23 protein-coding genes are annotated in these 25,738 nt (G+C 53.2%); 11 read left to right on the top strand and 12 right to left on the bottom strand.

Annotated elements, in window-relative coordinates; genetic code table 11:
• From HUN04_18350 to HUN04_18375, 6 genes are all read right to left on the bottom strand, one after another.
• The gene (locus HUN04_18350) at nucleotides 1-744 is read right to left on the bottom strand and encodes a hypothetical protein (protein ID WDP91555.1); all 744 of its coding nucleotides are present in this window, start codon (nucleotides 742-744) and stop codon (nucleotides 1-3) included.
• A gap of 567 nt (nucleotides 745-1,311) precedes the next feature.
• A complete protein-coding gene (locus HUN04_18355; GenBank protein ID WDP91556.1) occupies nucleotides 1,312-1,794 on the bottom strand; it encodes an energy transducer TonB in 483 nt (160 codons plus the stop codon).
• A 400-nt stretch (nucleotides 1,795-2,194) separates the two neighbouring features.
• Complete coding sequence (locus tag HUN04_18360; GenBank protein ID WDP91557.1) at nucleotides 2,195-2,959, bottom strand: amino acid ABC transporter ATP-binding protein; 765 nt, start codon at nucleotides 2,957-2,959, stop codon at nucleotides 2,195-2,197.
• A gap of 14 nt (nucleotides 2,960-2,973) precedes the next feature.
• Entirely contained in the window at nucleotides 2,974-4,068 is a 1,095-nt protein-coding gene (locus HUN04_18365; GenBank protein ID WDP91558.1) for an amino acid ABC transporter permease, read from the bottom strand.
• Nucleotides 4,069-4,070: 2 nt separating this feature from the next.
• Nucleotides 4,071-5,438, bottom strand: a complete 1,368-nt coding sequence (locus HUN04_18370) for an ABC transporter permease subunit (protein ID WDP91559.1) — start codon at nucleotides 5,436-5,438, stop codon at nucleotides 4,071-4,073.
• Between the two features lie 87 nt (nucleotides 5,439-5,525).
• The gene (locus HUN04_18375) at nucleotides 5,526-6,539 is read right to left on the bottom strand and encodes an amino acid ABC transporter substrate-binding protein (GenBank protein ID WDP91560.1); all 1,014 of its coding nucleotides are present in this window, start codon (nucleotides 6,537-6,539) and stop codon (nucleotides 5,526-5,528) included.
• A gap of 230 nt (nucleotides 6,540-6,769) precedes the next feature.
• Between HUN04_18375 and HUN04_18380 the strand changes: the two genes are divergently transcribed.
• Nucleotides 6,770-7,480 carry a GntR family transcriptional regulator gene (locus tag HUN04_18380; protein ID WDP91561.1) on the top strand — a complete coding sequence of 237 codons (711 nt, stop codon included), beginning with the start codon at nucleotides 6,770-6,772 and terminating at the stop codon, nucleotides 7,478-7,480.
• On the opposite strand, the gene HUN04_18385 is transcribed toward HUN04_18380, so the two are convergent.
• The 3 genes from HUN04_18385 to HUN04_18395 all read right to left on the bottom strand — a co-directional run bounded on the left by HUN04_18385 (nucleotide 7,477) and on the right by HUN04_18395 (nucleotide 10,752).
• Nucleotides 7,477-8,808, bottom strand: a complete 1,332-nt coding sequence (locus tag HUN04_18385) for a DUF4071 domain-containing protein (GenBank protein WDP91562.1) — start codon at nucleotides 8,806-8,808, stop codon at nucleotides 7,477-7,479. The genes HUN04_18380 and HUN04_18385 overlap by 4 nt on opposite strands.
• A gap of 199 nt (nucleotides 8,809-9,007) precedes the next feature.
• Nucleotides 9,008-9,538, bottom strand: a complete 531-nt coding sequence (locus HUN04_18390) for a GNAT family N-acetyltransferase (GenBank protein WDP91563.1) — start codon at nucleotides 9,536-9,538, stop codon at nucleotides 9,008-9,010.
• A gap of 128 nt (nucleotides 9,539-9,666) precedes the next feature.
• Nucleotides 9,667-10,752, bottom strand: coding sequence for a PrsW family intramembrane metalloprotease (locus tag HUN04_18395; protein WDP91564.1), 1,086 nt, complete (start codon nucleotides 10,750-10,752; stop codon nucleotides 9,667-9,669).
• A gap of 480 nt (nucleotides 10,753-11,232) precedes the next feature.
• Between HUN04_18395 and HUN04_18400 the strand changes: the two genes are divergently transcribed.
• Together HUN04_18400 and HUN04_18405 are read left to right on the top strand one after the other, a co-directional pair.
• Nucleotides 11,233-11,661, top strand: a complete 429-nt coding sequence (locus HUN04_18400) for a hypothetical protein (protein WDP91565.1) — start codon at nucleotides 11,233-11,235, stop codon at nucleotides 11,659-11,661.
• Nucleotides 11,662-11,687: 26 nt separating this feature from the next.
• Entirely contained in the window at nucleotides 11,688-12,428 is a 741-nt protein-coding gene (locus HUN04_18405; protein WDP91566.1) for a sulfite exporter TauE/SafE family protein, read from the top strand.
• 36 nt (nucleotides 12,429-12,464) lie between these two features.
• Here the strand turns inward: HUN04_18405 and HUN04_18410 are convergent, their stop codons facing one another.
• Entirely contained in the window at nucleotides 12,465-12,968 is a 504-nt protein-coding gene (locus tag HUN04_18410; GenBank protein WDP91567.1) for a ferritin family protein, read from the bottom strand.
• Between the two features lie 145 nt (nucleotides 12,969-13,113).
• Between HUN04_18410 and HUN04_18415 the strand changes: the two genes are divergently transcribed.
• Nucleotides 13,114-13,680, top strand: coding sequence for a manganese efflux pump (locus HUN04_18415; protein WDP91568.1), 567 nt, complete (start codon nucleotides 13,114-13,116; stop codon nucleotides 13,678-13,680).
• A gap of 5 nt (nucleotides 13,681-13,685) precedes the next feature.
• Here the strand turns inward: HUN04_18415 and HUN04_18420 are convergent, their stop codons facing one another.
• Nucleotides 13,686-15,584 carry a response regulator gene (locus HUN04_18420; protein ID WDP91569.1) on the bottom strand — a complete coding sequence of 633 codons (1,899 nt, stop codon included), beginning with the start codon at nucleotides 15,582-15,584 and terminating at the stop codon, nucleotides 13,686-13,688.
• 145 nt (nucleotides 15,585-15,729) lie between these two features.
• Between HUN04_18420 and HUN04_18425 the strand changes: the two genes are divergently transcribed.
• From HUN04_18425 to HUN04_18455, 7 genes are all read left to right on the top strand, one after another.
• Nucleotides 15,730-16,617 carry an amidohydrolase family protein gene (locus HUN04_18425; protein WDP91570.1) on the top strand — a complete coding sequence of 296 codons (888 nt, stop codon included), beginning with the start codon at nucleotides 15,730-15,732 and terminating at the stop codon, nucleotides 16,615-16,617.
• Between the two features lie 47 nt (nucleotides 16,618-16,664).
• A complete protein-coding gene (locus tag HUN04_18430; GenBank protein ID WDP91571.1) occupies nucleotides 16,665-17,714 on the top strand; it encodes a site-specific DNA-methyltransferase in 1,050 nt (349 codons plus the stop codon).
• Nucleotides 17,715-19,862, top strand: coding sequence for an RNA-binding transcriptional accessory protein (locus tag HUN04_18435; protein WDP91572.1), 2,148 nt, complete (start codon nucleotides 17,715-17,717; stop codon nucleotides 19,860-19,862).
• Nucleotides 19,863-20,079: 217 nt separating this feature from the next.
• Nucleotides 20,080-20,580, top strand: a complete 501-nt coding sequence (gene tpx, locus HUN04_18440; protein ID WDP91573.1) for a thiol peroxidase — start codon at nucleotides 20,080-20,082, stop codon at nucleotides 20,578-20,580.
• Between the two features lie 33 nt (nucleotides 20,581-20,613).
• Nucleotides 20,614-22,641, top strand: a complete 2,028-nt coding sequence (locus HUN04_18445; GenBank protein WDP91574.1) for an AsmA family protein — start codon at nucleotides 20,614-20,616, stop codon at nucleotides 22,639-22,641.
• 9 nt (nucleotides 22,642-22,650) lie between these two features.
• Nucleotides 22,651-23,427 (top strand): DUF4197 domain-containing protein, encoded by a 777-nt coding sequence (locus tag HUN04_18450; GenBank protein ID WDP91575.1) that lies wholly within the window; start codon nucleotides 22,651-22,653, stop codon nucleotides 23,425-23,427.
• A 78-nt stretch (nucleotides 23,428-23,505) separates the two neighbouring features.
• Entirely contained in the window at nucleotides 23,506-25,089 is a 1,584-nt protein-coding gene (locus HUN04_18455) for an MBL fold metallo-hydrolase (protein WDP91576.1), read from the top strand.
• A gap of 46 nt (nucleotides 25,090-25,135) precedes the next feature.
• Here the strand turns inward: HUN04_18455 and HUN04_18460 are convergent, their stop codons facing one another.
• Nucleotides 25,136-25,618 (bottom strand): hypothetical protein, encoded by a 483-nt coding sequence (locus HUN04_18460; protein WDP91577.1) that lies wholly within the window; start codon nucleotides 25,616-25,618, stop codon nucleotides 25,136-25,138.
• Between the last annotated feature and the right edge of the window lie 120 nt (nucleotides 25,619-25,738).

A 25,738-nucleotide genomic window follows, 5' to 3' on the forward strand; every position in this document is an offset into this window, starting at 1 on the left:
TCAATAAACTTCGTTTATCCACCCATCATATTCAAATTCTTCTATAATTTTGTTGAAACCTTTTTCATTCATTTCAAATGTTATTGGGTTAGAATTCAATAAAAATCGTACGGAACATGTATCATCTCCCTTGCAAGGATGAAGATATTCTTTCATTAAAACTCTGCGCTTTACAGTTTCATTTTCGTAGAAAAATTCTATTATTCCAAGCAGGGATGGAAATGGTTGAAATGGTTGAAAAGCCATACTGTTATATCCAGTTATCCCTTTCTCTTTTCCCATTTTTTTGTAGACCTCAGCCGTCGCTTTTCTGAAACTCTTATCATATTTCAGATAGTCAAGATTCTCATATGATTTATCAGATGAAATAATAATCATCCCGTCTGAACTATTATTACGAAGTAGAACTCTGAGACCCTCGCTTCTTAAATGTTTTAATCTTTCTTCTGGTATGTCTGTTTCTGCTTCCCAAGGTTCTGGAATTATAATCCTGAAGTCATGGGCGTAATTGATATATTCCGTTTCAGATAACTCCGGTGGGGGATTCCCTTCGCAGCCTATAAATAAAAAACAGGAAACAATTAATACTGAGCAAATATATTGCATAAGCTGGCTTTTCTGCCCTTTCTGAATTAAGTGAAAACTAATTACCAGTGTTATACCTGGTAAAAAAAGCAAAGAAGAAGCTTGAAATAGATTAATCGCGATAGCACACAGAACCAACCCTATAATTAAAAGCAACATATTGAGTGTTTCCCGGTAGATTAATTATCATTGAAAAATTAGCTTAATTGGAGATTAAGTAGATTCCTTTTTTATAATTTCTCTGTAGGCGGTTGTTATTAACCATATACCGAGGGGAATTAAAGGTATCGATAACGCAAATAAGCCTACAGTACCTCGAAGTTGCTCCCCATTAAAAATTTGAGTTATTATTTTGATTATCGGGAATAGTCCCCACAAAATACCGAAGGCAATAATGGAACAGCCCAGTAATAAAGAGATAATAAATCTGATATTGAAAATATTCATTCGATCTGACCTCTTTACCGTTATGAAAGCACAAAGAACGATAACATCAAAAGCAACTTAATGATGATTAAACATCTCTTACAGCGAAATGCAACAGTCAATTTAATGCCCTGTAAAATTTCCTTTTCTGAAAGATGGAGGTGATTCTCAGAGGATCAATTTTATCCGGTATTAAATTGATTTTCGGGATCTTCGGACAGGAATGAAAATAATGCATTAAATAGCGCAATCACTTAGTGAGATATCTGGCCTAACCAGATTCAAAATAAAACCGAAATCTTATATTTTAGATTTCTGGTTAACGTTGTTATTATAATTACCGTCTGAATTGGGGTTCAATTTAAAATTAATTTTTTGCTTAACCTTTACCGTTTTCCCTTTCTTGCTTTCGGAGAGTGCCTTAAAATGCCAGCATTGAACAATCCTGATGGCTTCATCCTCAAAATATCCTTCCGGTGTTGCAGATATGATTTCAGGATTTATAACTTCACCTGCCGGCGTTATCGTGAATGAAATACCCACGTTTCCCTCAATTTGTTTTTTGAGAGCTTTCTTCGGATATTTAGGGGCAATAGAATATATCTTATAATCCCTGCTCTTTCTTATAGAAATGGAGTTTTGATATATCTCATTCGCCGGAGTTGGAGACTTGCAACTTAAAACATGGTTTTCCGGTTTTTGAAGAACAGGGGGGCTCTCGTTGTTTGAAAAGATGTCCAAATAAAATGCGAGAACGGCTAATAGAATAAACCAATGGTGCATTTAACTATCCCAAGAATTTGTAAATGAACACAAGCGTAAGTCAAAAACATTAAAAATTAATTACAAAATCCAAATGAATCGAATACTCGGTTATTGGCAACCTTTCAGATTCAGGTCTTATAACTTAATTGGAGATTAACCATCCTCTGAAGAAAATTGCAACAGTCAATTGGATGTATTGTAAATAACTTTTTAAAGACAGCAAAAAGCAGGAATTTAAATTATTTTCGGTCAGAGGAGTGCAATCGCCCACAAAAGGAAGGGCCCGCTGTATTGTTGATACAGCGGGCAGTTTTAATAATGCAAATCCGGGATAACCACCGGGCTGCCAAGCAGGTTAATGGCCGGTTCGATGTGTTCCGGGGGGCGGCTGAAAAAAACAAAGGGCCGCCCTTGTGCATCAATGGTTGAGGATCTGCTCCAGGAAGTTGCGGCAGCGCTCCTCCCTGGGGGCGGTGAAAAATTCATCCACCGGGGCGTATTCAACGATCTGCCCCTTATCCATGAAGACCATGGTATCGGCCACCTCCCGGGCAAAGCCCATCTCATGGGTGACGCAGATCATGGTCATCCCCTGTTCGGCCAGTTCCCGCATCACGTCCAGCACCTCCTTGATCATTTCCGGATCCAGGGCCGAGGTGGGTTCGTCAAAAAGCATTATTTTGGGCTGCATGGCCAGGGCCCGGGCAATGGCCACCCGCTGCTGCTGGCCCCCTGAAAGCTGGCCTGGAAATTTGCCGGCCTGTTCGGCGATCCCCACCCGTTGAAGATAGGTATAGGCGATTTCCTCTGCCTGTTTCTTTGGCATTTTCCGGACATGGACGGGCCCCGAGGTGACGTTGTCCAGGATGCTCATGTGGGGAAAGAGGTTGAACTGCTGGAAGACCATGCCCACCTCTTTTCTTATCTGTTCGATTTTTTTTACATCGTTGGTCAGGGGGGTGCCGTCCACGGTGATGGTCCCCTCCTGGTGTTCCTCCAGCCGGTTGATGGTCCGGATGAGGGTGGATTTTCCCGAGCCCGAGGGGCCGCAGATCACCACTTTTTCCTGCTGGCGGACCTGGAGGTTCACCTCCTTGAGGACGTGGAACTGGTCGTACCATTTATTTAAGCCCCGTATGTCAATGACGATAGGGGAGCTTTTAAGATTGTCGGCGGTATTCATAAATTCTTACCTTCTTATTTGCCGGCGGAGGGCATTTTACGTTCAAGATGCTGGCTGTACCTGGAAAGTCCGTAGCAGAACACCCAGTACCAGAATGCAATAAAGATATAGGCCTCTTCAAGGCGGCCGAACCACCTGGGATTGGAGGTGGTGGCAAAGGCGATCTGCAGAAGATCCACCAGCCCCACAATGCCCACCAGCGACGTGTCTTTGAGGATGCCGATGAAATTGTTGACCATGGGCGGAATCACGATGCGCAGGGCCTGGGGCAGGATAATGATCCTCACCTTGGCCCAGTAGCTCATCCCCAGGGCATCTGCCGCTTCGTACTGCCCCCGGGCAATGCCCTGGAGGCCGCCGCGGATATTTTCGGCCAGGTAGGCGGAGAAAAACATGGTGATGCCCACCATGGCCCGCAGCACCTTGTCCAGCTCCATGCCGGCGGGCAGGAACAGCGGCAGGACCACCGAGGCCATGAAAAGGATGGTGATCAGGGGAACGCCCCTGATCAATTCGATATAGGCCACGCAGAATTGCCTGGCAATGGGCATCTTGGAGGTCCGGCCCAGGGCCAGGAGCACACTGATGGGGAAGGCGGCCACCATGGCCACCACCGCCAGGGTGACGGTGAGCATGAGCCCGCCCCAGTAATGGGTGCCCACCGCAGGCAGCCCTGTGATGCCGCCGCCGTGGAGCAGGCTGAAGACCACCACCGGTGAGAGTATCCACATTCCTCGAATCCATTTGGTCCTGCGGTATTTATGCACCAGGGAAAGGCAGACAATGGCCACCACTACCCCCAGGGCCAGCAGGGGGCGCCATCTTTCCGCTTCCGGGTAGACACCGGTCATGAACACCGGCCACATCTCCCGGATGAATCCCCAGGCCGCGCCGGATCCGGCCTTTGCCGCCTCGGGGTCCAGGGTGATGGTGGCGTTGCGTACAGCCCAGTCAAAGAACGGCATTGCCGCCGACCAGATCAGCCAGCCGGCCACCAGGGTCAGCACCCCGTTGTACCAGGGTGACAGGAGGTTCTTCCGGATCCAGCCGATGACACCGGTCCGGGTGCGGGGGGGGCGCCGGTCGGGAATCATTTTTGTTTCATTCATCTCTACCTCTCCTTCAGGGCGATTCTGGCGTTATAGATATTCATGCCCAGGGAGATGGCAAGGGAGATACACAAATACACCCCCATCCATATGCCCACGATTTCCACGGCCTGGCCCGACTGGTTTAAAATGGTGCCGCCGATGCTGACAAATTCGGGGTACCCGATGGCCACGGCCAGGGAAGAGTTTTTGGCAATGGCCAGGTATTCGCTGGTCATGGGGGGGACAATCACCCGCATGGCCTGGGGCAGCACCACAATGCGCATCACCTGCCTTTCGTTCATGGCAATGGCCCGGGCCGCCTCCCGCTGACCCGTGGACACCGCTTCGATGCCGGCCCGGATGATTTCGGCGTTGAAGGCGGAGACATAGACGGTGAGCCCCACCACCAGGGCGGTGAATTCCGGGGTGAGGCCGGTGCCGCCCTTGTAGTTGAATCCCTTGAGCACCGGCATATCCAGGGTAAAGGGGGTGCCTGAGGCCAGCCATGCCAGGGCGGGCAGGCCGATGACAAGACCCAGACCCGGCAGGAGCCACCGGCCTGGGCGGCCGGTTTTTTCCCTTAATCCCAGAGCCCGTTTATACAACAGCCCGGTCCCGCAGAGGGCAAGCACCAGGGCGGCGCAGAAGGCCCAGGCTCCGGGGCCGGGCACCAGGGCCGGCAGGTAGAGCCCCCGTTTGTTTAAAAATATCCAGCCCCCGATATCAATGGACTGACGGACGCCCGGGAGCTGCTGGAGCACGATAAAGTACCAGAAAAAGAGCTGGAGGAGCAGGGGGAGGTTCCGGTTCAGTTCCACATACCACCGGCAGAGGGTGCGCATGAGCCAGTTGGGGGAAAGCCGGCCCAACGCCACCATCAGCCCGAGTATTGAAGAGGCCACACAGCCGATCACCGTTACCTTGAGGGTGTTGGCAAGGCCGGTGGCGAGGGCCATGATATAAGAAGAAGAGGCGGAGTACCGGGCGATTTCCACGCTGTCCCGGAAAAGGTAAAGGGTCACCAGGGGCAATCCGACGCCGGCGGCCAGGCAGGCTGCCGTCCCTGCCGTGGACAGGGGCGCGCCTTTCCGTTTCAGGCGCATTGCGATCAGCCGGCAGATCCCAAGCCCCGCCCCCAGGCTGATGAGAAAATATAAAAATCCCCCTTTGGGAAGGGGGATACCCGTGATTTCTCCGATTTTAAACCCGGCCTCTGCCGTGAGAAATCCGAACCCCGAGCCGATTCCCCGGGTTTCAAGGTTGTCCAGGGTATTGCCGTACATGGTAAGGGCCAGCCAGATAAAGGCGGCCAGCATGACAATCTGAAACAGCCATGCCCGGCCCCTGGGACTTCTCCATACCGGTACCTTGGCGGGTGCTGACATCATTGTTTAAGCCTTAAATATTAAATGCCAGGCACCCCTTTCCAGGGGTGCTGCCCTGGAATGAGGTGCCGTTGAGTTGCGTGTTGCGGTCTACCTGAAGGGCGGTGCGTAAATCAGGCCGCCGTCGGTCCACTGGGCGTTGAGGCCGCGTTCCAGGCGCAGGGGGGTGTTGGGGCCCAGATTCCTGTCAAAAATCTGGCCGTAGTTGCCCACGGTTTTCAGTACACGGACAGGGGCTTTGGCGTCAAGGCCCAGGTCGGCCCAGAGGGTGCCGGTTCTGCCCAGCATCCGCTGTACTTCCGGATCCTTGCTTTCGGCCATCATTTTTTCCACATTTTCAGCGGAGATCCCTTTTTCTTCGGCCGCCATGGTCAGCCAGACGGTCCAGCGGACAATGTCCGCCCACTGGTTGTCGCCGTGGCGGACAACCGGGGCCAGGGGCTCCTTGGAGATGACTTCTGGCAGGATGATATGGTCGGCAGGGTTTTCCATGAGGGACCGCTGGGCGGCCAGGCCGGAGATGTCCGTGGTGTGGACGTCACATCGTCCGGTGTCGTAGGCTTTACGGACATCGGGCTGCTTGTCGAAGACCACCGGGGTAAAGCTCATCCCGGTTTTCCGGAAATAGTCGGTGATGTTCAGCTCCGTGGTGGAACCGGTCTGGAGGCAGATGGTGGCGCCGTCCAGCTCTTTGGCGCTTTTGACGCCCAAATCTTTTCTGACCATCATGCCCTGGCCGTCGTAGAGGGTGGTGACGGTGAAGTCCAGGCCCAGCTTGATGTCCCGGCTCATGGTGTGGGTGGTGGTCCGGGAGAGCAGATCGATTTCGCCGGACTGCAGGGCCGGAAGCCGTTCCTTGGAGGTCAGGGCCGTGTATTTGATTTCAGGGACATTGACGGCCGCGGCCACTGCCCGGCAGACATCCACGTCAAAGCCGATGCGCTGTCCCTTGCTGTCCAGTGCGGAAAATCCTGGGTTTTCAATATGGGTCCCGCATTTGAGGAACCCGTCTTTCTGCACATCCTTGAGGGTGCCGGCCTGAACGCCGGCCGCTGCCGTTGCCAACACTGCAATTGTACTGACTGCCATCAAAAAAGAACGCATAGGTTGATCCTTTTTCTCCCTGAAATTAACGGTACATCTCCCCAGGGCATTCGGATGTCACGGCCGGTTCGCCGCGTATGTACCGCCATAGTGCAAAACTTCATTTAATTTAACTGGTTTAAACCAGGCTTCTGTATTTTCTTTTTACACGATTAAAAAAAGAATGACAACTGGTTTAAACCAGTTTAGTATTATTCTAATATTTTTCCCTTACACTTAAAGGAATGGAGATGCAGAAAAACAACAGCTACCAGATTGTCAGACAGCTGATACTCAAGCAGATAAAAGAGGGCACCCTGCTGCCGGGGGACAAGCTGCCTTCGGAACGCGCCCTGTGCAGCGATCTTTCTTTGAACCGCAACACGGTCCGCCATGCCCTGCTCTTGCTCCAGCGTGAGGGAAAGATATTCCGCCTTGAGCGCAAAGGCTGGTACGTGAGCACCCTCCGCCTTTCATACAATCCCGTGGACCATGTGAATTTTGCCCGGCTTGCCGCCTCCCAGGGGCTTGGGGCCCGGTGGTCCACAACGGATTTGGGCACAACCACCATGGACCGGGAAACGGACAGCGGCAAAGAGGGTTTCGCCATGGGAAGGCCGGTATATAAGATGGAGAATATTTATTTTCTGGAAGAACAGAAAGTGGCCTATACCCTGACCTATCTGGATAAGGAACTGCTGCCCGGCATCGTTCCCAAAACCGTTGACCGGGCCATGACCCAGGTCATTGAAGAGGAGTACGGCATGGCCCTGCGCCAGCGCAACCTGCTCATCCGTCCCCTGCTGCTGCCCAGGAAAATCACCCTGCAGCTCAATATCTCCCTGGGGTCCCCCGGGATTTACGTCAGGCGTACCAAAACAGGGCCCGGGGGCAGGGTGCTCACCGTGGAGCATGAATACTGGCGGTTTGATGCCATTGAACTCCGGGTTGATATCCATTAGGGGGATTTCGCTTTTTTTGCCAGTTCCTTTTCAAGGATGGCAGACCAGGCCGGAGCCCCCTTTCTTTTTTCCCTTGCTTCACGTATGAGCCTCAGGTTTCTTAGTGTGGTTTCCGGTTCAAAGATTTCCCTCACCGAAATGAGGCAGGCATCAAGGGCCTCAAAGGATTCTTTTTCATCCCTGGCCAAAACGGCCAATTCAAGACGGGTGGCATGGTCCCAGTAATCGGGCTTCCCCGAAGCGATTTTCCGTTCTACGGCGTAGCGTACCACAGGAAGAATATGGTGCCGCCGATCATCAGGCGGGTCTGAAATTTCCATCAGGGTCAGGGCATTAATGCCGGGATACGCGTCCCTGAAATCCGTTTCAAACCCTTTGAGGTAGGCCGCCACCGCTTTTTTCAGGTAGGCGCCTGCCTGGTAGGTTTCTCCGGACAGGGCCAGGGTTTCCCAGCGGTCTTTGTACACCCGGCCGAGAATGCCGTAGGTTTCGCTGCTGGGCCCCCGTTGCTCAATGAGTTCAAGCAGCAATTCTTCAGCCTCGTCCCAACGGCCGTGCCGGTTCAGAGCCAGGGCCAGTTGCTCCCGGACCATTACAGTGGCGGCCAGGGGCGGCGGCATGGTCCCGGCCAGGCGGATCATATCGGGCCATGCTTTAACTCCGCGGTAGGAAAGGAATAAATCAATCACCGGTCCGGCATCGACACCGGACAGGTCTCCCATCTCTTTTTCTATGGCACGGATGGCGTCGACCCCTTTTTTCCTTGCCTGTGTCAATTGTTTTTTTATCTGTTGGGAATAGTCGACCCTGTCCCTGAATACATCGGTTTTCGTATGGCTGATCTCAGGGAAATCCTCAAGAAAATTAAACACCGGGCTGTCCTGCTGGGCGGTTTTTTTTGCATGGATCAGTTGGTCCTTCAGGGCAGAGATATCCGCCTGTTCATTGCATGGTTTTCCGTCAGGGCCGAGTTCATAGTGCAGGGCCCGCAAGGGGGCCACATCAAACGGCAGCTGGCCCCGCCCCCTGCAATAGAAGAGCACGGTTGTAAATGGACGGACCGCATGGCGGACCCCAAGCTCATAAAATACGTTGGCGTTGGCCGTGGTCAGGTCCGCCACCGCAAAATCGCAGAGGACCAGGCGTTCGAACATGGGTTTGTGGATCACCCCGCCGGCCATTTCCTCATCCGCGCGAAGCGGGGCTAAGCCTGCTTGTTTAACCGCCGGGGCAATGATGCTGGTATACACCGCATCAAAATCAATGATCCGCCCGGATCCGTCCCGTTTCTGCCCAAAGGGCATCAGAATAAAACATAGGGGTAACATGTCGGTTCTCCTTTAAAAGACTGTCTATAAGGGGGAACGCAGATGATTTTTTTCAGATCAAGAGTATAATTGCGGTTCATACTACATTTACCTTAAAGATGCAATATGGCCGCGTTCGCCCCCGCCCAGGGCCTAAACACCGGGGGGTAAGCAAACTTGCCCGCCATTTGAACATGACTTCTTCATAAACCAAGGGCTTTCAAAAAGGCGATAGTCCCCCGGGGCGGCCGGAGCCTTTTGTTAGCATTTTTGACATATTTACAGACTTCATTTGCTGTCCTGAGGGCAGAGAAAAGAAGCCTTCTGAAATACTTTCAAATCCTTGCTTTTCATAGAATTCTTTTGCATTAAGCGATGACTCAAGATGAAGTTGTTCACAACTATTCTGAATAGCTATCCTCTCAAGTTCCTTAAGCAAGGTTGTTCCAACATAAAAACCAGTATATGCCGCTTTTACATATATTGCCCCAATTCGTTGCAGCTCTTTGTCAAAAATACCAAAGCCAACAGGTTCTTCATCCAGGTAGGCCAATATGGCAATCGGTTGGGTCTCTGAAATTCTTCGCTTAAAGTCACCTATCCTTTCTTCCGAAATCGGGGGAGACCAGTCATTGAGTATCTCCTTATCATAGAAATGTGATGCAAAGCCTTTATGCACAGCATCGAAATGGATATTAACAATTATACCTGCCGCTTCCGAATCAACCGATTTCAATTTTATCTTTTTCATATTACGAAATTTTCTTTCGATGCCAGCCCCTCTCAATGGGGTGCTCCACATGAATACTATGGTTTGAAACCAACATCACAATAATTAAATTGGGAGGCCAAAGCATCATTTTGTCGAGTGCTTGGTTTTTAGTCAGATTTTAAAGTTTCCGGGAACCACCATTTTTCTTCTATATTTTTTTGAAGTTTTAAATTGTATTCATCGATTGCACTTGAAAGTTCGTCGAGAAAGAAAAAGGCTTTTCTTGATATGTTACAAATGTAATTGCCTTTAAATACAGAGGCGTAATTTCGCCTTAGCTTGTTTTCTGATTTTTCGTCTTTTAGATAATATTGATTGGTCATATTTCTGAAGTCTGAACCAAAATGATGAAATATATAATAAATTGAATCATGGTTAGAAACGTAGCAGGGGCAATTATTGCATTTCTGGATTATAATTTTATTTTTCTTGAATGTTTTTTTAGGGGTTGTATCACCACAATGCAAACATTCAATCCCTTTTTCTATTTTTGGTTCTGAGTTCATTAAAAAGTCGGAAAGAGATTCTCTGAAAGGAGATTTGGAGGTTGTATAACTCAATAATGTAAAAGTCCAATGGTATGAAAATTTGATGACTAAAATGAAAAAGATGATGAGCCAGTTATGAAAGAGAACCCCATTGAACAAACCATGTATTAATGAAGCATAGATAAAGGAAATAATAAGCAGAGAAAATCCTTTTTTCTGTTTTGTTACCGAAAAAAATGCGATACCCATAAAGGCGCTGAAAAAAATATGACTAGGCGTGGATATAAAAAGACGAAGCCAGAGCAAATAGCCTGAATTTATTGATCGTACTGCATAAAAATAGTTTTCAATTAGGGAAAACCCAAGAGCAACACAGCTCATATATATTAAGCCGTCAGTTGGTTCGTTCAATTCTTTTTTTATGAAGAAATAGGAGGATAATAAAGCTAAAAATTTCGATAATTCTTCTATGGGGCCAATAATGAAAATAGCACCAAAAAAATTGTGATAAATGCGTATCCCCAATTTTTCTGCAAGATGGTATTGAGCCAACGATAGTGCAACAGACCAAAAACCTCCCCACATAGCTGTGAGCAACATCTTAAAATAGGGTTCTTTCTCATGGATGTCATAGGTTCTAATAAATGCAACCAGCAGAAAACCTAAAATAAAAGAGGCAATTATGAATAAAGTATTAATTGGCATATTTGTGCTACGCCCCTAATTATGACACAAATTTTAAAAAGGATATATTGCGTCCATATAATCTGCAAAACATAGATATCATGCTTTGGCAACCATCAAAATGTTGTGTAAGTTTGGAATGTATTTCGAGTTGATTGTCCATATCGGCAAAAATCCTTTTTAGAATTCAGTATTCTTGGAATATCTTGATCTGCACCCGGAATGCAAGAGGAAAGGCCTTGCCTTGGAAACCTGATAATTGGTTTAGATTTATCTGGGTGACTAGGCCGTGCCGCGGCCGGGTCATGCCCGTTGATCAAAAAATAATAAAAAGCGGTTCAACCGGCCCCATCTTTTTCTATCGTGTCTAAATGCGTATGCCCTGGGGCTTGTTTCCCCCGGGGGCGGGGTAAAATTTCTTGAAAATTCCCCCAAAGCCGTTATACTCGCCTGAGTTGTTTCACACATGAGGCATATAACCTGACCAAAGGGCAGAAGGATATGAAAGAACGCGTCAAAGGCCTGCTTCAGCAGATCAATTTCATTGAGACCGATATGGAACTCCAGAAACAGATCCTTTTTTCCATTCCCTCGGACCAGAAAGGGGAGATGGAAAAGGTCTTGGAAAAGATTTCTTCCCAAAAACAGCAGATCCAGGATCTCCGCCGGAAAATTGAGGAAGTTGACCCGGAAGAGTACCGCCGGATTCTTGCCATTGAACAGGCCTCTGAGAAATTCAGAACCCTGGCCGCAGAAAAGAAGTTTGAAAAGGTCCATACCCTCAATGAAGAGGGAGAGTGTTTTATCACCCTCAACGACGGCACCCGCCTTGACTGCCTGGTGGCGGCCAAGGACGACCAGGGCTCCTGGACCGTTCTTACCCTTGAAGGGGAAGCCAAGGAATATTCCGGCGAGCAGATCCGGGAATAATACGCCGGCGGCTTTTTCCGACACCCATGGATATCCTGACCCTCTGCCTGGCATTCGGGGCATTTTTCACCGCTTCGTTTTTAAAAGGGTTGACCGGTATCGGGTTCAGCACCCTTTGCCTGGGATTCCTGGCCCTGTTTATGGATATCCGCCTGGCCATCCCCCTGGTCTTTATTCCGTCCCTGTCCAGCAATCTCATGGTTATGGCAGAGGCCGGACGGTTCCGGGAGGCGGTGAGGCGGTTCCGGCTGCTTTTTTTAAGCGCTTTGCCCGGGCTGCTGCCGGGCATCTGGCTGCTGGGGAACAGTGAGAACGATCTGCCCAAGGCTTTTTTGGGCGGCGTTATGCTGCTTTACGGGGGCTGGGGGCTGAAAAGCGGGCGGTTTAAAATTTCCAGGAAACAGGAGCGGCAGCTCATGGTGCCCATGGGCGTTGTGTCAGGCTTTGTCAACGGGGCCACCGGCTCCCAGATCATGCCCATTATGCCCTATCTGCTTTCCCTGGACATGGACCGGGACCTTTTTGTCCAGACCATCAATTTGTCTTTTACCATCAATACCCTGGTCATGATGGCCTGCCTGGGAAAACTGGGCCTGGTAACCCTTCCCGTGGCCGGGATTTCTGCTGTGGGCATTCTTCCGGTAGCCCTGGGGATTTTTCTGGGCGGCCGGCTGCGAAAACGGGTAAGCGAAGCGGTTTACCGGAAAATGGTGTTCTGCCTCCTCATCTGCCTGGGCGTAATCCTTGCCGTCCGTCCGTTTCTGTAAATAAACGGTCCGGGAACCGGTCCCTGTAAAATGGGACTACATCGGCCAGAAGCGGTTGTCTTCCCATATCCGCGCCATGAGGGATTCCTGGAGTGCGATCAGTTTTTTCAGATGGGTTTTTTCCCAGGCAGAGAGCCAGTTGTAAAGTTTCTTTTCTTCGGGGTCTTGGGTCTCCTGTGCCCGGCGCCCATAGAGTTCAACGGCCTTTTCTTCAAACCCGATGGCCGCGGTAATGGCCGTTGCCTCGAACCCGGCGGCATTGATATTGTTTTTAATTTCGTCGCTGAGGATATCCGGGGCGGATTCGGCGGCCCCGTCGTTCTCATATCCGCCGGCGGCGAATTTTCCGCTGTCCATATAGGCTTTGAACTGCTTCTCAAGAATGTCCATATGGCTCTGTTCATCGTCCGCAAGGGTCTGGAAAAAAGCTTTGACGGCAAGGTTTTCAGCCTTGTCCCTGGCCGTTTCGTAAAGGTGTTTGCCCTGGCGCTCCATAAGAAATGCATGCTTCAGAATATTCAAGGTCTTTGATTTATCCATCGCGATCTCCTGTTTGATTGCAGGTAAGAGAATTAAACGTTACACCAAGCGTTGGGAATTTGCAAATTCGATAAAACTTTATTATCCTGAGCGTCTGATTTTATTTTCTCTGACGGGCCGGGCTGCCGGACCCAAAAAGGACCATATGGGATTATTTGATATTGTTGTGGTGGCCGTGGGGCTGGCCATGGATGCGGCGGCCGTGTCACTGGCTGCGGCGGCCGCCGGGTTTGCCGGGAACGGCAGGGCCGTATTCCGCCTGGCATTTCACTTCGGCCTTTTCCAGTTTATGATGCCGGTGCTGGGCTGGTTCCTGGGAGTGGGGTTTGTGTCGTATTTCAAGGCCTTTGACCATTGGATCGCCTTTGGACTGCTTGTCTTTGTGGGGGGACGGATGATTGTCTCCGGCCTGGACCGGTCCGATACCGTGATTCAAAAGGATCCTTCCCGGGGAATGACCATGGTGGTGCTCAGCCTGGCCACCTCCATCGATGCCCTGGCCGTGGGCCTGAGCCTGGCCATGCTGGAAATAAATATCTGGTACCCGTCGGTGATCATCGGGGTGGTCACGTCGGCCATGTCCCTGACGGCCATTGCCCTGGGCCGGCGGCTGGGCGTCCTGTTCGGCAAGCGCATGGAAATTGCCGGCGGGGTGATCCTGGTGGGTATCGGCACCCGGATTCTGGTTACTCAACTCCTTGCCGGGACGTGATGCCTTTATCCCCGGCGGGAGAGCAGGTCATATATTTTTTTTCCTAAATCATCCCGGGTCAGCGGTTTCATAAGAAAATCGTCTATGCCGGCCGCGGCCATTTTTTCTTTGGTCAGGTCCTGGCTGTAACCGGTGCAGAGCAGTATGGGAATGCCGGGGTTGGATGCCCTCACCTGGCTTGCGAATTCAAGGCCGTCCATTCCGGGCATGGAAAAATCCGTAATCACCATATCCATATCCCCACCGGTCTCCAGTACATAGGCCAGGGCCCGGCCGGGGGTTAAAAATGTTGTCACCCTGTACCCGAGTTTGGGCAGCATGGTTTCCATCAGCCGGATAAGGACGGGTTCGTCATCCACAACCAAAATGTGTTCACCCTTGCCGCCGGGCAGGGTGCCGTCTTCCGGGGAATCCTCCCTGTTCTTGCATTGGGTGTCCTGGATACGTGGGATGAGTATGGTGAATTCACTGCCCCTGCCGGGCTCGCTTTCCACCAGAATCCGGCCGCCGGATTTTTTTACAATGCCGTGGACCACGGAAAGCCCCATGCCGGTTCCCTGGTCAACGTCGCGGGTGGTGAAAAAGGGGTCGAATATTTTGCCCATGACCTCTTTTGTCATGCCTTGTCCCGTGTCTTTGATCTTCAGCTGCACCAGGCTGGCGGGCCACCCTGTTTCCGGATCCTGGTCAATGTCCCTGAGGGAGACTGAAATACCTCCCTTGGTGTTGCCGATGGCCTGGACCGCATTGGTGCACAGGTTGACGACCACCCTGTGGATCTGGGTGGCATCGGAAACAATCCAGGCCGTGGATGAGATTTTTGTTGTGATGCCGACCGTGGAAGGAATGGAGGCCCGCAGCAGCTTCAAGGCTTCCCGGACCACCGGGGCCAGCTCAAGGGGGCTGAGGGGCTGTTCTGCCTGGCGGCTGAAAGTGAGGATCTGGCCGGTGAGGTCCTTGGCCCGCTGGGAGGCCTTGAGCACCTCCCGGGCATACCGCTCAATTCCGTCGTCCATGGGAGCTGCCTCTTCCTTTATCAATTCGGTATATCCCATGATGGCTGCCAGGATATTATTAAAATCATGGGCAATTCCCCCGGCCAGGGTGCCAATGGACTCCAGCTTCTGCCGCCGGTTCAGGGCATGCTCCAGTTCCAGGCGTTTTTCCTGGGCCGCCAACCGCTCTTTCATTTCATTGTGCAGCTTTTTATTGGCGTCCGACAATTCCAGGGTCCGCTCCCTGACCTTGCTATCCAGTTCTGCATTGGCCGCACTGACCTTTTCCTTTTCCAGGTGGAGCAGGTGGCGTGAAAAAAAACGCTGCCTGGCGGCTAATTCGATGGAATACCCCGCCATGATGCAGAGCAGGGCCGATGAGATAAAAAAGAAATTATTGTTTATAAACACGGGGACCGGTGTATCCACGATCCAGATGGAGATGATTTCGTAGGCGATTAAAATGGACGTTGAAGCGGCTGCGGCCCAGAGAAAACCGATGCGGAAAAAGGTGTGGGTGGTAATAAATACCAGTATGATGCCGGCATAATATGAGAAGTTGGCCGGGGGATCGGCCAGGATCACCATGATTTCAATGCAGAACCCTGCCACCATGAGTTCCAGTGAAAGCAGGGGCTGATACCAGCGTTCAAAGGCCGGATGGAAGGAAAATGCCAGTATCCCGGCCGCTGACGGGATCACCACCCCGTATCTCATGAACCAGAATATTTCTTTTTTAGCCGGCGCCATCACGGCATCCAGGGCGCCGAAGATCCCGTATAGAAAGATGCCCACCAAAAGGGCAAAGCGGATTCTCGTCAGTGAATCCCTGAAATAGGTCCGCTGGAATTCCGGCTCAAGATGGGCCCATTGGCGGGTAAAATTCAACGTAAATCGGTGATATGTCACTGGTCGGGTCCCATGGATGAATTTATATTATCTCAAGGGTGTAACCATAATCGGTGGCCGGGAATTTATCAAGCATTTTCCAGCCGGGCCTTGAAACCGCAGCAGGTTCCGGGCTATGGTTGTAAAAAACTGAAAGGACAAGCCCATGCTGAGTGACCAACTGCCTTATTTTGACGATCCCCACGGCGATAAACTTCCCAGCGGAATCTCCCGGGTGATCGATGCCCATGTTCATGTCTTTCCGGATAAAATTTTTTCTGCGGTCCAGGACTGGTTCGACGCCTTTGCCTGGAAGATCCGCTACCGGATGAAAAGCCGGGAACTCATCGCCTTTCTCCTTGACCGCGGCGTCGGGCGGGTCGTCGCCCTGCAGTATGCCCATAAGCCGGGAATGGCCGATTACCTGAATCATTACATGGCAGACCTCTGCCGGGAATTTGGGGATCGGGTCATCGGCCTGGCCACCCTCTTTCCAGGGGAGGCGGAGGCCGACGGCATTTTGAACCGGGCCTTTGATGCCGGGCTTTCCGGGGTCAAGCTCCACGCCCATGTCCAGTGTTTTGACATGAACAGCCCGGATATGGATGTGATTTACCGGGTCTGCCGGGAACGGAACCGGCCGCTTCTGATCCATGCCGGCCGGGAACCCAAAAGCGAGCATTACCTATGCGACCCCTACGAGATCTGCAGCGCTGGCCGGGTCGACCGGGTGCTGGGGGAATGGCCGGGCTTAAAGCTATGTGTCCCCCACCTGGGGTTTGACGAGACCGATGCCTATCTGGCCCTGGTTGAAAAATACGACACCCTCTGGCTGGATACGGCCATGGTACTGGCCGATTATTTTCCCCAGGGCAACCCTGAAAATTTTAAGGAGTTTCCCCTGCACCGGATCCTCTACGGCTCGGATTATCCCAATATTCCCTATAACTGGGACCGGGAACTCAAATGGCTGGCGTCTGCCGGCCTGGCCCGGGAGGATCTGGACCGGGTGCTTTACAGGAATGCCGCGGAATTCTACGATTTATCTTTTTGAGCCGACATGGTAGATATGCCCCTGAATGAGTGCCTTCAGGGAGATAAATGAAAACAGAACACAGAACTATTTTTTCAGATGCCGCAGCCATGACGGAATTGGGGGACGGGAGCACGAACCTGGTGGTGACCTCTCCTCCCTATCCCATGATTGAGATGTGGGATGGTATCTTTACCCGCCAGGATGGGGCCGTTAAAACGCACCTGGAAAAGGGGGCGGGATGGTCGGCATTTGAAACCATGCACCGCCTTTTAGACCGGGTGTGGGCGGAGGTCTACCGGATCCTTGCCCCCGGCGGGTTTGCCTGCATCAACATCGGCGACGCCACCCGGACCATTAAAGGTGATTTCTGCCTCTATCCCAACCATTCCAGGATTTTGTCATCGACAACAGCCCTGGGGTTTACCCCGCTGCCCTGCATCCTATGGCGGAAGCAGACCAATGCCCCCAATAAATTCATGGGCTCCGGCATGCTGCCTGCCGGTGCCTATGTGACCCTGGAACATGAGTATGTGCTGATTCTAAGGAAAGGGGGAAAGCGGGAATTCAAAAGGGAGGAGGACAAGGCGCTCCGGCGGGAAAGCGCCCTGTTCTGGGAGGAGCGCAACGCATGGTTTTCCGATGTCTGGTTTGACATCAAGGGCAGCCGCCAGGCCCTGGGGGACAAGGAGACCCGGAAGCGCAGCGCCGCCTTTCCCTTTGAGCTGGCCTATCGGCTCGTCAATATGTACTCGGTGAAAGGCGACCTGGTGGTGGATCCCTTCCTGGGCATGGGTACCACGGCCCTGGCCGCCATGGTGGCGGGCCGGAATTCCGCAGGGTATGAAATTGATCCCGGCCTGGAAAATACCATCACCGGCCTGAAGGGTAATCTGGTGGCCGGGGCAGGGGAACTCATTGAACAGCGGCTGGCCGCCCACCTTGGATTTGTGGAAAAACGGGTGGCAGAGAAGGGGCCTTTGAAACACCAGAACCGCCACTACGGTTTTCCGGTGATGACGGCCCAGGAAAAGGAATTGTTCATTAATCCCCCCATTGATCTGGAGATCCGGGACGGCAGTTTTACCGAAGTCAGCTATGAAAAAGGACCATATTAAATGACAGATATGATAGGGCAGGTCAGCCGGGAAACCGGGCTGAAGGCAACCCAGGTTGGGGCGGTGGCACAGCTTCTGGAGGAGGGGGCCACCATCTGGTTCATCGCCCGGTACAGAAAGGAAAAAACCGGTTCCCTGGATGAAGTGGCCATTGCCGCAGTCCAGGAAAAAATGGAAGCCTTCAAGGCGGTTTCCAATAGGAAGGCGGCCATCCTCAAATCCCTGGAAGAGCGGGAGCTGCTGACCCCGGAACTTTCCGCCGCCTTTGAAAAGGCCGCCACCCTCACGGAATTGGAAGACCTTTACGAGGGATACCGTCCCAAAAAGCAGACCCGGGCCACCAAGGCCAGGGAGCGGGGACTGGATCCCCTGGCCCGGTTCATCCGGTCCCAGACCCGGGCGCCCCTGGCTCCCGAAATCAAAAAATATATTAATCCCCAGAAGGATGTGCCCGATGCCGAGGCCGCACTGGCCGGTGCCAGGGACATCATTGCCGAAGAGGTCTGCCAGGCACCGGAGGTCAGAAAGGCGATGCGGGAGTTCTTTATTTCCGGGGCCGCCGTCTCTGCCAGGGTGAAAAAGGCCAAAGAGGAAGAGGGGGCCAAGTACAGGGACTATTTTGACTGGAACGAGCCGGCCTTCAAAGCCCCTTCCCACAGGATCATGGCCATGTTCAGGGGGCAGAAGGAGGGGGTGCTCACCGTCCATGTCCTGCCCGATGAAGAACGGGCCCTCAAGCTCATGGGTCGATTTGCCCTGAGGCATCCCTCCAAAACCGCTCCCCAGACCCGGGAGGAAATGGCGGCTGCGGTCAAGGACGGATACAAGCGCCTGCTCTCCAAATCCATGGAAAAAGAGGCCATGGTGGAGTTGAAAGCCCGGGCGGACAGCCGGGCCATTGACGTCTTTGCCGATAACCTGGAAGGGCTGCTCCTCTCCCCGCCCATGGGGGAAAAGCGGGTGATGGCCGTTGACCCGGGATTCAGGACCGGGTGCAAGATCGCCTGTCTGTCTGCCCAGGGGCGCCTGCTCCACCACGACCTGATCTATCTCCACCAGGAGGAAAAAGCCAGGGCCACCCTTGTCCGCCTGGCGGAAAAGTACAGGATCCAGGCCGTGGCCGTGGGCAACGGCACGGCCGGACGGGAAACCCGGGACCTGGCCGCCTCGGCCCTGAAGGAAAAAGGGATGGACAGGGATATCGAAGTGGTCATGACCGATGAGAGCGGGGCCTCGGTCTATTCGGCATCCCAATGCGCCCGGGAGGAATTCCCTGACCATGACATCACGGTGCGGGGGGCGGTGTCCATCGGCCGCCGGCTCATGGATCCCCTGGCGGAACTGGTGAAAATCGATCCCAAATCCATCGGCGTGGGCCAGTACCAGCACGATGTGGACCAGGCGCTTTTGAAAAACAGCCTGGACCATGTGGTAAAATCCTGCGTGAACCGGGTGGGGGTGGAGATGAATACCGCATCAAAGGAATTGCTCTCCCAGGTCTCCGGGCTGAACAAAACCATTGCCGCCAACCTGGTGGCCTATAGAAACGAGAACGGCCCCTTTACCAGCAGGAAACAATTGCTCAAGGTGCCGAGGCTGGGGCCCAAGGCTTTTGAGCAGGCCGCCGGCTTTTTGAGAATTAAAAATGCCAGAAACCCCCTGGATAATTCCGGTATCCATCCCGAATCCTATGGCCTGGTCCAGACCATTGCCCGGGATCGGGGATGGGATATTGCCGCCGTCATCGGGAAAAAAGAGGTGGTGGAAAAGATCGACCTTGCCCCGTACATCACCCCGGAGACCGGCCTGCCCACCCTGGAGGACATCCTAAAGGAACTGGCCGCTCCGGGCCGGGATCCGAGGAAACCCTTTCAGTCCTTTTCCTTTGACGACACCGTCCACGAAATCACCGACCTTGTCCCCGGTATGAGTCTGCCGGGCATCGTGACCAATGTCACGGCCTTTGGCGCCTTTGTGGATATCGGTGTCCACCAGGACGGCCTGGTCCACATCAGCCAGCTGGCCGACCGCTTTGTCAAGGATCCCAACGAGGTGGTGACGGTGAGGCAGCAGGTCCGGGTGAAGGTGCTGGAGGTGGATGTGCGGAGGAAACGGATCTCCCTGTCCATGAAAAAACAGGGAAGGTAAAAGGGAATTATTTTTTCCTTTGTACACGTTTCCTAACAGATTCCATAACGAAATCCATGGTCATCTGTGAAAAATCGTTGAAAATATCGGGCAAGCCATTACTATATAAAAAAGCAGGAGCCGACGGGAAAGTAAAAACGACTGATGCCGCGGTTCCTTGACTTTTACTGCAGTCTATTCGTAATCATAACGATATCAAAGAGATAAGGAGATGATCATGGCTTCTACTCAACTCGGCGGAAACCCGGTTTCCCTGGCCGGCGATTTTCCTGTACAGGGCCAGCCGGCAAAAGAATTCAAAGGTGTAAAACAGGATTTATCTGAAATTACCCTCTCTTCTCTGGAGGGGAAACGGGTGGTACTTAATATTTTCCCAAGTATTGACACCGCAGTCTGCGCCACCTCAGTACGCAAATTCAACGAACAGGCCGCGGCCCTGGACAATGCCGTTGTGGTCTGTATTTCAGGGGACCTGCCCTTTGCCCACCAGCGGTTCTGCGGGGCCGAGGGGATTGACAACGTGGTAACGGCTTCGGTGTTTAGAAATCCTGAGTTCGGAACGGACTATGGTGTGGCCATCCAGGACGGGCCCCTGGCCGGGCTGACGGCCCGGGCCGTTGTGGTGGTGGATGAAACCGGCAGGGTGATCCACAGCCAGCTGGTGGGGGAAATCAGGGAAGAACCGGACTACGCCGCCGCCCTTGCCTGCCTGAAATAAAACTTGGATCAATAAAGAATCGGGGAGAATACAATGAAAAAGGTCATCAAGTGGGGGGCGATCGCCGCGGGCGTCTGCCTGGTATTGATTGTGGGGGCCGTTGTCCTGGTCCCCATGTTTGTGGATGTCCAGAAGTACAAACCTGAAATCGAAGCCCTGGTGACCGAACAGACCGGCCGCAGTTTTTCCATGGGCGATGATATCAAGCTTTCCGTGTTTCCTTGGGTGGGGGTGTCCCTGTCCGACCTGAAACTGGGCAATGCCGCCGGTTTTGCCGGGGATGAGATGGTGTCGGTCAAGGGCTTTGAGGTCCGCCTCAAGGTCATGCCCCTGTTTTCCCGGCAGGTGCAGGTGGACAAGTTCATCATGGATTCTCCCCGGATCATCCTGGCCAAGAATAAGGCCGGCAAGGGCAACTGGGAGATGGGGCCTGCCGGGAAGAAGAAAGCGGCACCCAAGGCTGAAACCCCAGCTGCTAAAGGGGGAGGGGCCCTGCCCATTGATTCGTTGATGGTGGGACGGTTTTCCATTATCAACGGGCTTCTTTCCTATGTGGACCAGAAAACCGGGATGTCAAAGGAGGTCTCGGATCTGAATCTGGAACTGGCGGATATCAGCCTGGACAAGCCGGTGAAGATTGATCTGAGCGCCAAACTGGACGGCAAGCCCCTTTCCCTGTCTGGCCAGGCCGGGCCGGTGGGCAAGGAACCGGGTAAGTCAGATATGGGGATCGACCTTAGGATCAAAGCCCTGAATGAATTGGAACTGGCTCTTAAGGGGCAGCTCATTGCCCCTGCAACGGCGCAGAAAATCGATCTTACCCTCAATGTGTCCCCGTTTTCTCCCCGCAGGCTTTTTGAGGCCCTGGGCCAGCCTTTCCCAGTGGAGACAAAGGATCCCGGCGCATTGGACAAGGTCTTTTTCAGGGCTGCTGTCAAAGGCTCTGCCGCCGCAGTCTCCCTGACCGGTGGCGAGTTGGGGCTGGATGATTCCCTGATGAAATTTTCCGCACAGGTGGGGGCCTTCAGTAAGCCGGATATTAAGTTTGACCTGGCGCTGGATAAGATTGACCTGGACCGTTACCTTCCCCCGGCCAAGGAGGGGCAGGGACAGCCCGCCGGGGCCGGTGCCAAGACCGGCGCCAAAACCGGATCCGGCACCCAGGCGAAACCGGACTACGCCCCCCTTCGCAGGATGGTGCTGGACGGTAAGGCCACCGTGGGCAGCCTTAAGGCAGCCAATTTGAAAATGGAAAACGTCCTGGTGAAAATTACCGGCAAAGGCGGGGTCTTTAACCTGGATCCCTTTTCCATGGATTTCTACCAGGGCAAGGCCGGGGCCAAGGCCCGGCTGGATGTCCGGAAAAACACCCCGGTCACCAGCCTGAACATTACCTCCCAGGGGGTACAGGCAGGGCCCGTGATCAAGGATGCCGCCCAGAAAGAAATCATTGAGGGGGCCCTGGATGCGGACATCGGACTGACCATGACCGGGGACACCCCGGACCAGATAAAGAAGACCCTGGGCGGCAAGGGCGAGTTGACCTTTACCGACGGGGCCATTGTTGGCATTGATATTGCCGGCACCATCCGCAATGCCAAGTCGCTGGGGCTGGGGGAAAAATCAACGGAAAAGCCCAAAACGGATTTTGCCGAATTAAAAATTCCCTACACGGCCAGCCAGGGCCTGGTGACCATTCCCGGGGCCAGCCTGGTCTCCCCTTTGCTTCGCCTGGTGACCACGGGAAAAACCCACCTGCCCCAAGAGAGTCTGGACTTCAGGATTGAGCCCAAGGTGGTGGCCACTCTCAAGGGCCAGGGCGACACCCAGCAGCGCCGCGGCCTGCTCATTCCCCTGGTGGTCACCGGCACCTATGCCCATCCCAAGATCAGGCCGGACCTCAAGGCTGTGGTGGGCAAGGAGTTGACCAGCCCTGAAGGGATCATGGGGGTTCTCGGCGGCAAGAGCGGGGAGGGGGAAACTGCCACAGAAGGCGCCCCTGCCCAGGAAACCAAACCCGAAGATAAAGTTAAAAGCCTGCTTAAGGGATTTATACAATAGGAGAATTTTATGTTGACGCTGAAATTGAAACGCATGGCGGTTTTTGGAATTCTGGCCCTGGGGCTGCTATTCCAGCCACCGGCATGGGCCGGAACCTCATGGCTGGACCAGGGAAGCAAACTGCTCAAATCCATGGGCAGCGGCCAGGAATCAGATTCGGGGGCGGCGCAGGTACTTTCAGCCGGCCTGTCCACGGAGGATATCATCGCCGGTCTCAAGCAGGCCCTGGAGAAGGGTTCCGCCGCCGTGGTGGGACAGTTGAGTGCCGTGGATGGATTCAACACCGATGCTGCCGTGCATATTCCCCTGCCTGAAAACTTGGCCATGGTGAAATCTTTGCTGGACAAGGCCGGGATGGGGGCATATACCGATGATGTGGAACTGAAGCTGAACCGGGCGGCCGAGGCGGCAACCCCCAAGGCGAAAGCCCTGTTCATGGATGCCATCACCCAGATGACCTTTGAGGATGCCAGGGGGATTCTGGACGGGCCCGATGATGCGGCCACCCAGTATTTCAAGGCTAAGATGTCACCGGGACTGGCCGAGGCCATGACCCCGGTGGTGGACGAGAGCCTGAACCAGGTGGGAGCCATCCAGGCCTATGATCTGATGATCGGGGAGTATAAAAAAATGCCCTTTGTTCCTGATGTGAAGGGGAACCTTACCGGCCACGCCGTTGAAAAGGCCATGGACGGGATTTTCTATTATCTGGCAAAGGAGGAAAAGGCGATCCGGGAAAATCCGGCCAAGCGGACAACTGAACTGCTGCAAAAAGTATTCAAATGACGCTGGTGCGACAATTCATCTATCGGGGCGATTTTTGTCCCAGCCTGTATCAATACTGAACTGAAAAGGAAGAAGCTCATGGTTGAACTGGGATTTATGGGAGCGGCCGGCGAGGTCACCGGCTCCATGCATGTGGTGGATACTGGGGAAGAAAAGATTTTACTGGATTGCGGCATGTTCCAGGGCCGCAGAAAGGAAGCCCGGGAGAAGAACCTCAAGTTTCCGGTGAAGCGCTCGGAATTCACCTCCATGGTGCTTTCCCATGCCCACATCGACCATTCGGGCAGGATTCCCATGCTGACCCAGAACGGGTTTGCCGGGCGCATCGTCACCACCCGGCCGACCCGGGACGCGCTGAACTATATGCTGCTGGACTCGGGCCATATCCAGGAATCAGATGCCCACTACCTGAATTACAAGGCGTTGCGCGGCTTTCTCTATCAGGCGGAGCAGTCCAAGTCCAAAAACGGCAAAACCATTTCCAATAAAGAGAAATCACAGATTAAAAATCTGCTCAAGAAAAATCCCTATGAACTGAATGTGGAGACCATTGTCAAACTCCAGAAAGAGCACGGCCTGGAGGTGGTGACGCCCCTGTACACCATGGAGGACGCCCGTCAGTCCCTTACCTATATTGACGGCTATCCCTTCGGGGTGCCGGTGACCATCGGATCCAATACCACGGTGAAGTTTTACGTGGCCGGCCATATTCTGGGATCGGCCTTTTCCCTGATCACCGTGGACCAGGGAGGCAAGAAGACCAGAATTCTTTACACCGGAGATGTGGGGCGGTTTGACAAGCCCATCCTCAAGGATCCCACCCTGGTCTTTGACGAGGAGGACCGGGACATTGACCTGCTGATCATGGAAAGCACTTACGGGGACCGGGAGCACGATCCTGTGGAGGACCTGGCCGGCAGTTTGAGCCGTGTGCTCACCGACACCGTGTCCCGGGGCGGCTCCCTGATCATCCCCTCCTTTGCCTACGGCAGGACCCAGGAGATTATTTACATCCTCCACGAGCTGTATGAGGCCGGCACCGTTCCCCAGGTGCCCATCTATGTGGACAGCCCCCTGGCGTCCAATATCACAACGGTGTTCGGCGAACATCCCGAGTCCTACGACAAGGAGACCCATGAGGCCTTCCTGGAAAAGGGGCTGAACCCCTTTTATTTTGAAAAGATTAAATTTGTGGGCACGGTGGAGGAGTCAATGAACCTGACAAGGGATACTTCTCCCCATGTGGTGATTTCCGCTTCGGGCATGTGTGAGGCCGGCCGGATTCTCCACCACCTGAGGTATAAGATCCATGATCCCAAGAATACCATCCTTCTGGTGGGATACATGGCACAGCATACCCTGGGACGGCGCCTTGAGGAACTGGGCCTGGCCCACGGGGAAAACGGCGGGGGAGAGGCTCCGGAAGTAAAGATCCTGGGCAAGGAATACCCCTTAAAGGCCAGGGTAGAAAAGATCGGCGGTTTTTCCGCCCACGGCGACCGACATGAACTCATGCGCATCGTCACCGAATCCAACCTCAATGTGAAGAATGTGGCCATTGTCCACGGGGAAACCGACCAGAGCGAGGCCTTTGCCGGCCGCCTGAAGGAAAAAGGGTACAATGCCTTTATTCCCAAACCCGGGGATACGTTTCAGATATAAGAAAAAATCACTCCAGGCCCGGAATCTTCCGGGCCTGTTTTTTTGCTCAGCCCCTGATGATGAACATACCCTGGTCCGCAGCCTGACGGGCCGCCCCCCGCCCCACCGTATCCTGGAGGATAAAGGGAAACCATATCCTGTCCATGTCCGGCCTGGCCGCAAAAAACTGGGTGGAAAGCGCCCCCATGATTTTTGAGTAAAAGGGGCTGGCCTCTCCCTTTTCCGCCTCCCGGGTCAGATCCATGAGAAAGGCCACCCGGGCAGTCCGGGTTTCCGGATCAAGGTCGGCTGCCAGAAATGGCGGTGAGGGCTGCCGGCCGTTCCAGCTGACCATGGCGGCCCCGCAGGCGGCGAATTCATCCAGGAGGACGTCGAGCTCCCCGCTTGCGAGATCCTGCCGGCAGCGGTTCACACATTTGCCCCGGGCAATGATGAAATTCAGGTTTTTTTCCTGGATATAGGCTTTAAGAAGCTGAATCTGGGGGGTGCCCCCGGTTATTACCGCTTTGATGTTTTCGGATTTCCACATTGCATTGTCGGTCCTGTTCAATTTATTGTCCGGCAGAAGGCATACCAGTATTTAAGGACGGTGTAAAGCGGTTTGCCTTCAGCATGGTTCCTTCCCGGGTAAAGGGGCAAACGCCCCCCG

Source organism: Desulfobacter sp. (genome assembly GCA_028768525.1).
GTDB lineage: Bacteria > Desulfobacterota > Desulfobacteria > Desulfobacterales > Desulfobacteraceae > Desulfobacter.

What these genes read in the sequence shown, in the direction of transcription:
- HUN04_18445 (WDP91574.1), top strand. Translation starts at nt 20,614, where the DNA reads ATGAAAAAGGTCATCAAGTGGGGGGCGATCGCCGCGGGCGTCTGCCTG.
- HUN04_18370 (WDP91559.1), bottom strand. Translation starts at nt 5,438, where the DNA reads ATGATGTCAGCACCCGCCAAGGTACCGGTATGGAGAAGTCCCAGGGGC.
- HUN04_18410 (WDP91567.1), bottom strand. Translation starts at nt 12,968, where the DNA reads ATGGATAAATCAAAGACCTTGAATATTCTGAAGCATGCATTTCTTATG.
- HUN04_18375 (WDP91560.1), bottom strand. Translation starts at nt 6,539, where the DNA reads ATGCGTTCTTTTTTGATGGCAGTCAGTACAATTGCAGTGTTGGCAACG.
- HUN04_18390 (WDP91563.1), bottom strand. Translation starts at nt 9,538, where the DNA reads ATGAAAAAGATAAAATTGAAATCGGTTGATTCGGAAGCGGCAGGTATA.
- HUN04_18460 (WDP91577.1), bottom strand. Translation starts at nt 25,618, where the DNA reads ATGTGGAAATCCGAAAACATCAAAGCGGTAATAACCGGGGGCACCCCC.
- HUN04_18355 (WDP91556.1), bottom strand. Translation starts at nt 1,794, where the DNA reads ATGCACCATTGGTTTATTCTATTAGCCGTTCTCGCATTTTATTTGGAC.
- HUN04_18450 (WDP91575.1), top strand. Translation starts at nt 22,651, where the DNA reads ATGTTGACGCTGAAATTGAAACGCATGGCGGTTTTTGGAATTCTGGCC.
- tpx (WDP91573.1), top strand. Translation starts at nt 20,080, where the DNA reads ATGGCTTCTACTCAACTCGGCGGAAACCCGGTTTCCCTGGCCGGCGAT.
- HUN04_18360 (WDP91557.1), bottom strand. Translation starts at nt 2,959, where the DNA reads ATGAATACCGCCGACAATCTTAAAAGCTCCCCTATCGTCATTGACATA.
- HUN04_18385 (WDP91562.1), bottom strand. Translation starts at nt 8,808, where the DNA reads ATGTTACCCCTATGTTTTATTCTGATGCCCTTTGGGCAGAAACGGGAC.
- HUN04_18380 (WDP91561.1), top strand. Translation starts at nt 6,770, where the DNA reads ATGCAGAAAAACAACAGCTACCAGATTGTCAGACAGCTGATACTCAAG.
- HUN04_18395 (WDP91564.1), bottom strand. Translation starts at nt 10,752, where the DNA reads ATGCCAATTAATACTTTATTCATAATTGCCTCTTTTATTTTAGGTTTT.
- HUN04_18425 (WDP91570.1), top strand. Translation starts at nt 15,730, where the DNA reads ATGCTGAGTGACCAACTGCCTTATTTTGACGATCCCCACGGCGATAAA.
- HUN04_18435 (WDP91572.1), top strand. Translation starts at nt 17,715, where the DNA reads ATGACAGATATGATAGGGCAGGTCAGCCGGGAAACCGGGCTGAAGGCA.
- HUN04_18400 (WDP91565.1), top strand. Translation starts at nt 11,233, where the DNA reads ATGAAAGAACGCGTCAAAGGCCTGCTTCAGCAGATCAATTTCATTGAG.
- HUN04_18350 (WDP91555.1), bottom strand. Translation starts at nt 744, where the DNA reads ATGTTGCTTTTAATTATAGGGTTGGTTCTGTGTGCTATCGCGATTAAT.
- HUN04_18415 (WDP91568.1), top strand. Translation starts at nt 13,114, where the DNA reads ATGGGATTATTTGATATTGTTGTGGTGGCCGTGGGGCTGGCCATGGAT.
- HUN04_18455 (WDP91576.1), top strand. Translation starts at nt 23,506, where the DNA reads ATGGTTGAACTGGGATTTATGGGAGCGGCCGGCGAGGTCACCGGCTCC.
- HUN04_18430 (WDP91571.1), top strand. Translation starts at nt 16,665, where the DNA reads ATGAAAACAGAACACAGAACTATTTTTTCAGATGCCGCAGCCATGACG.
- HUN04_18405 (WDP91566.1), top strand. Translation starts at nt 11,688, where the DNA reads ATGGATATCCTGACCCTCTGCCTGGCATTCGGGGCATTTTTCACCGCT.
- HUN04_18365 (WDP91558.1), bottom strand. Translation starts at nt 4,068, where the DNA reads ATGAATGAAACAAAAATGATTCCCGACCGGCGCCCCCCCCGCACCCGG.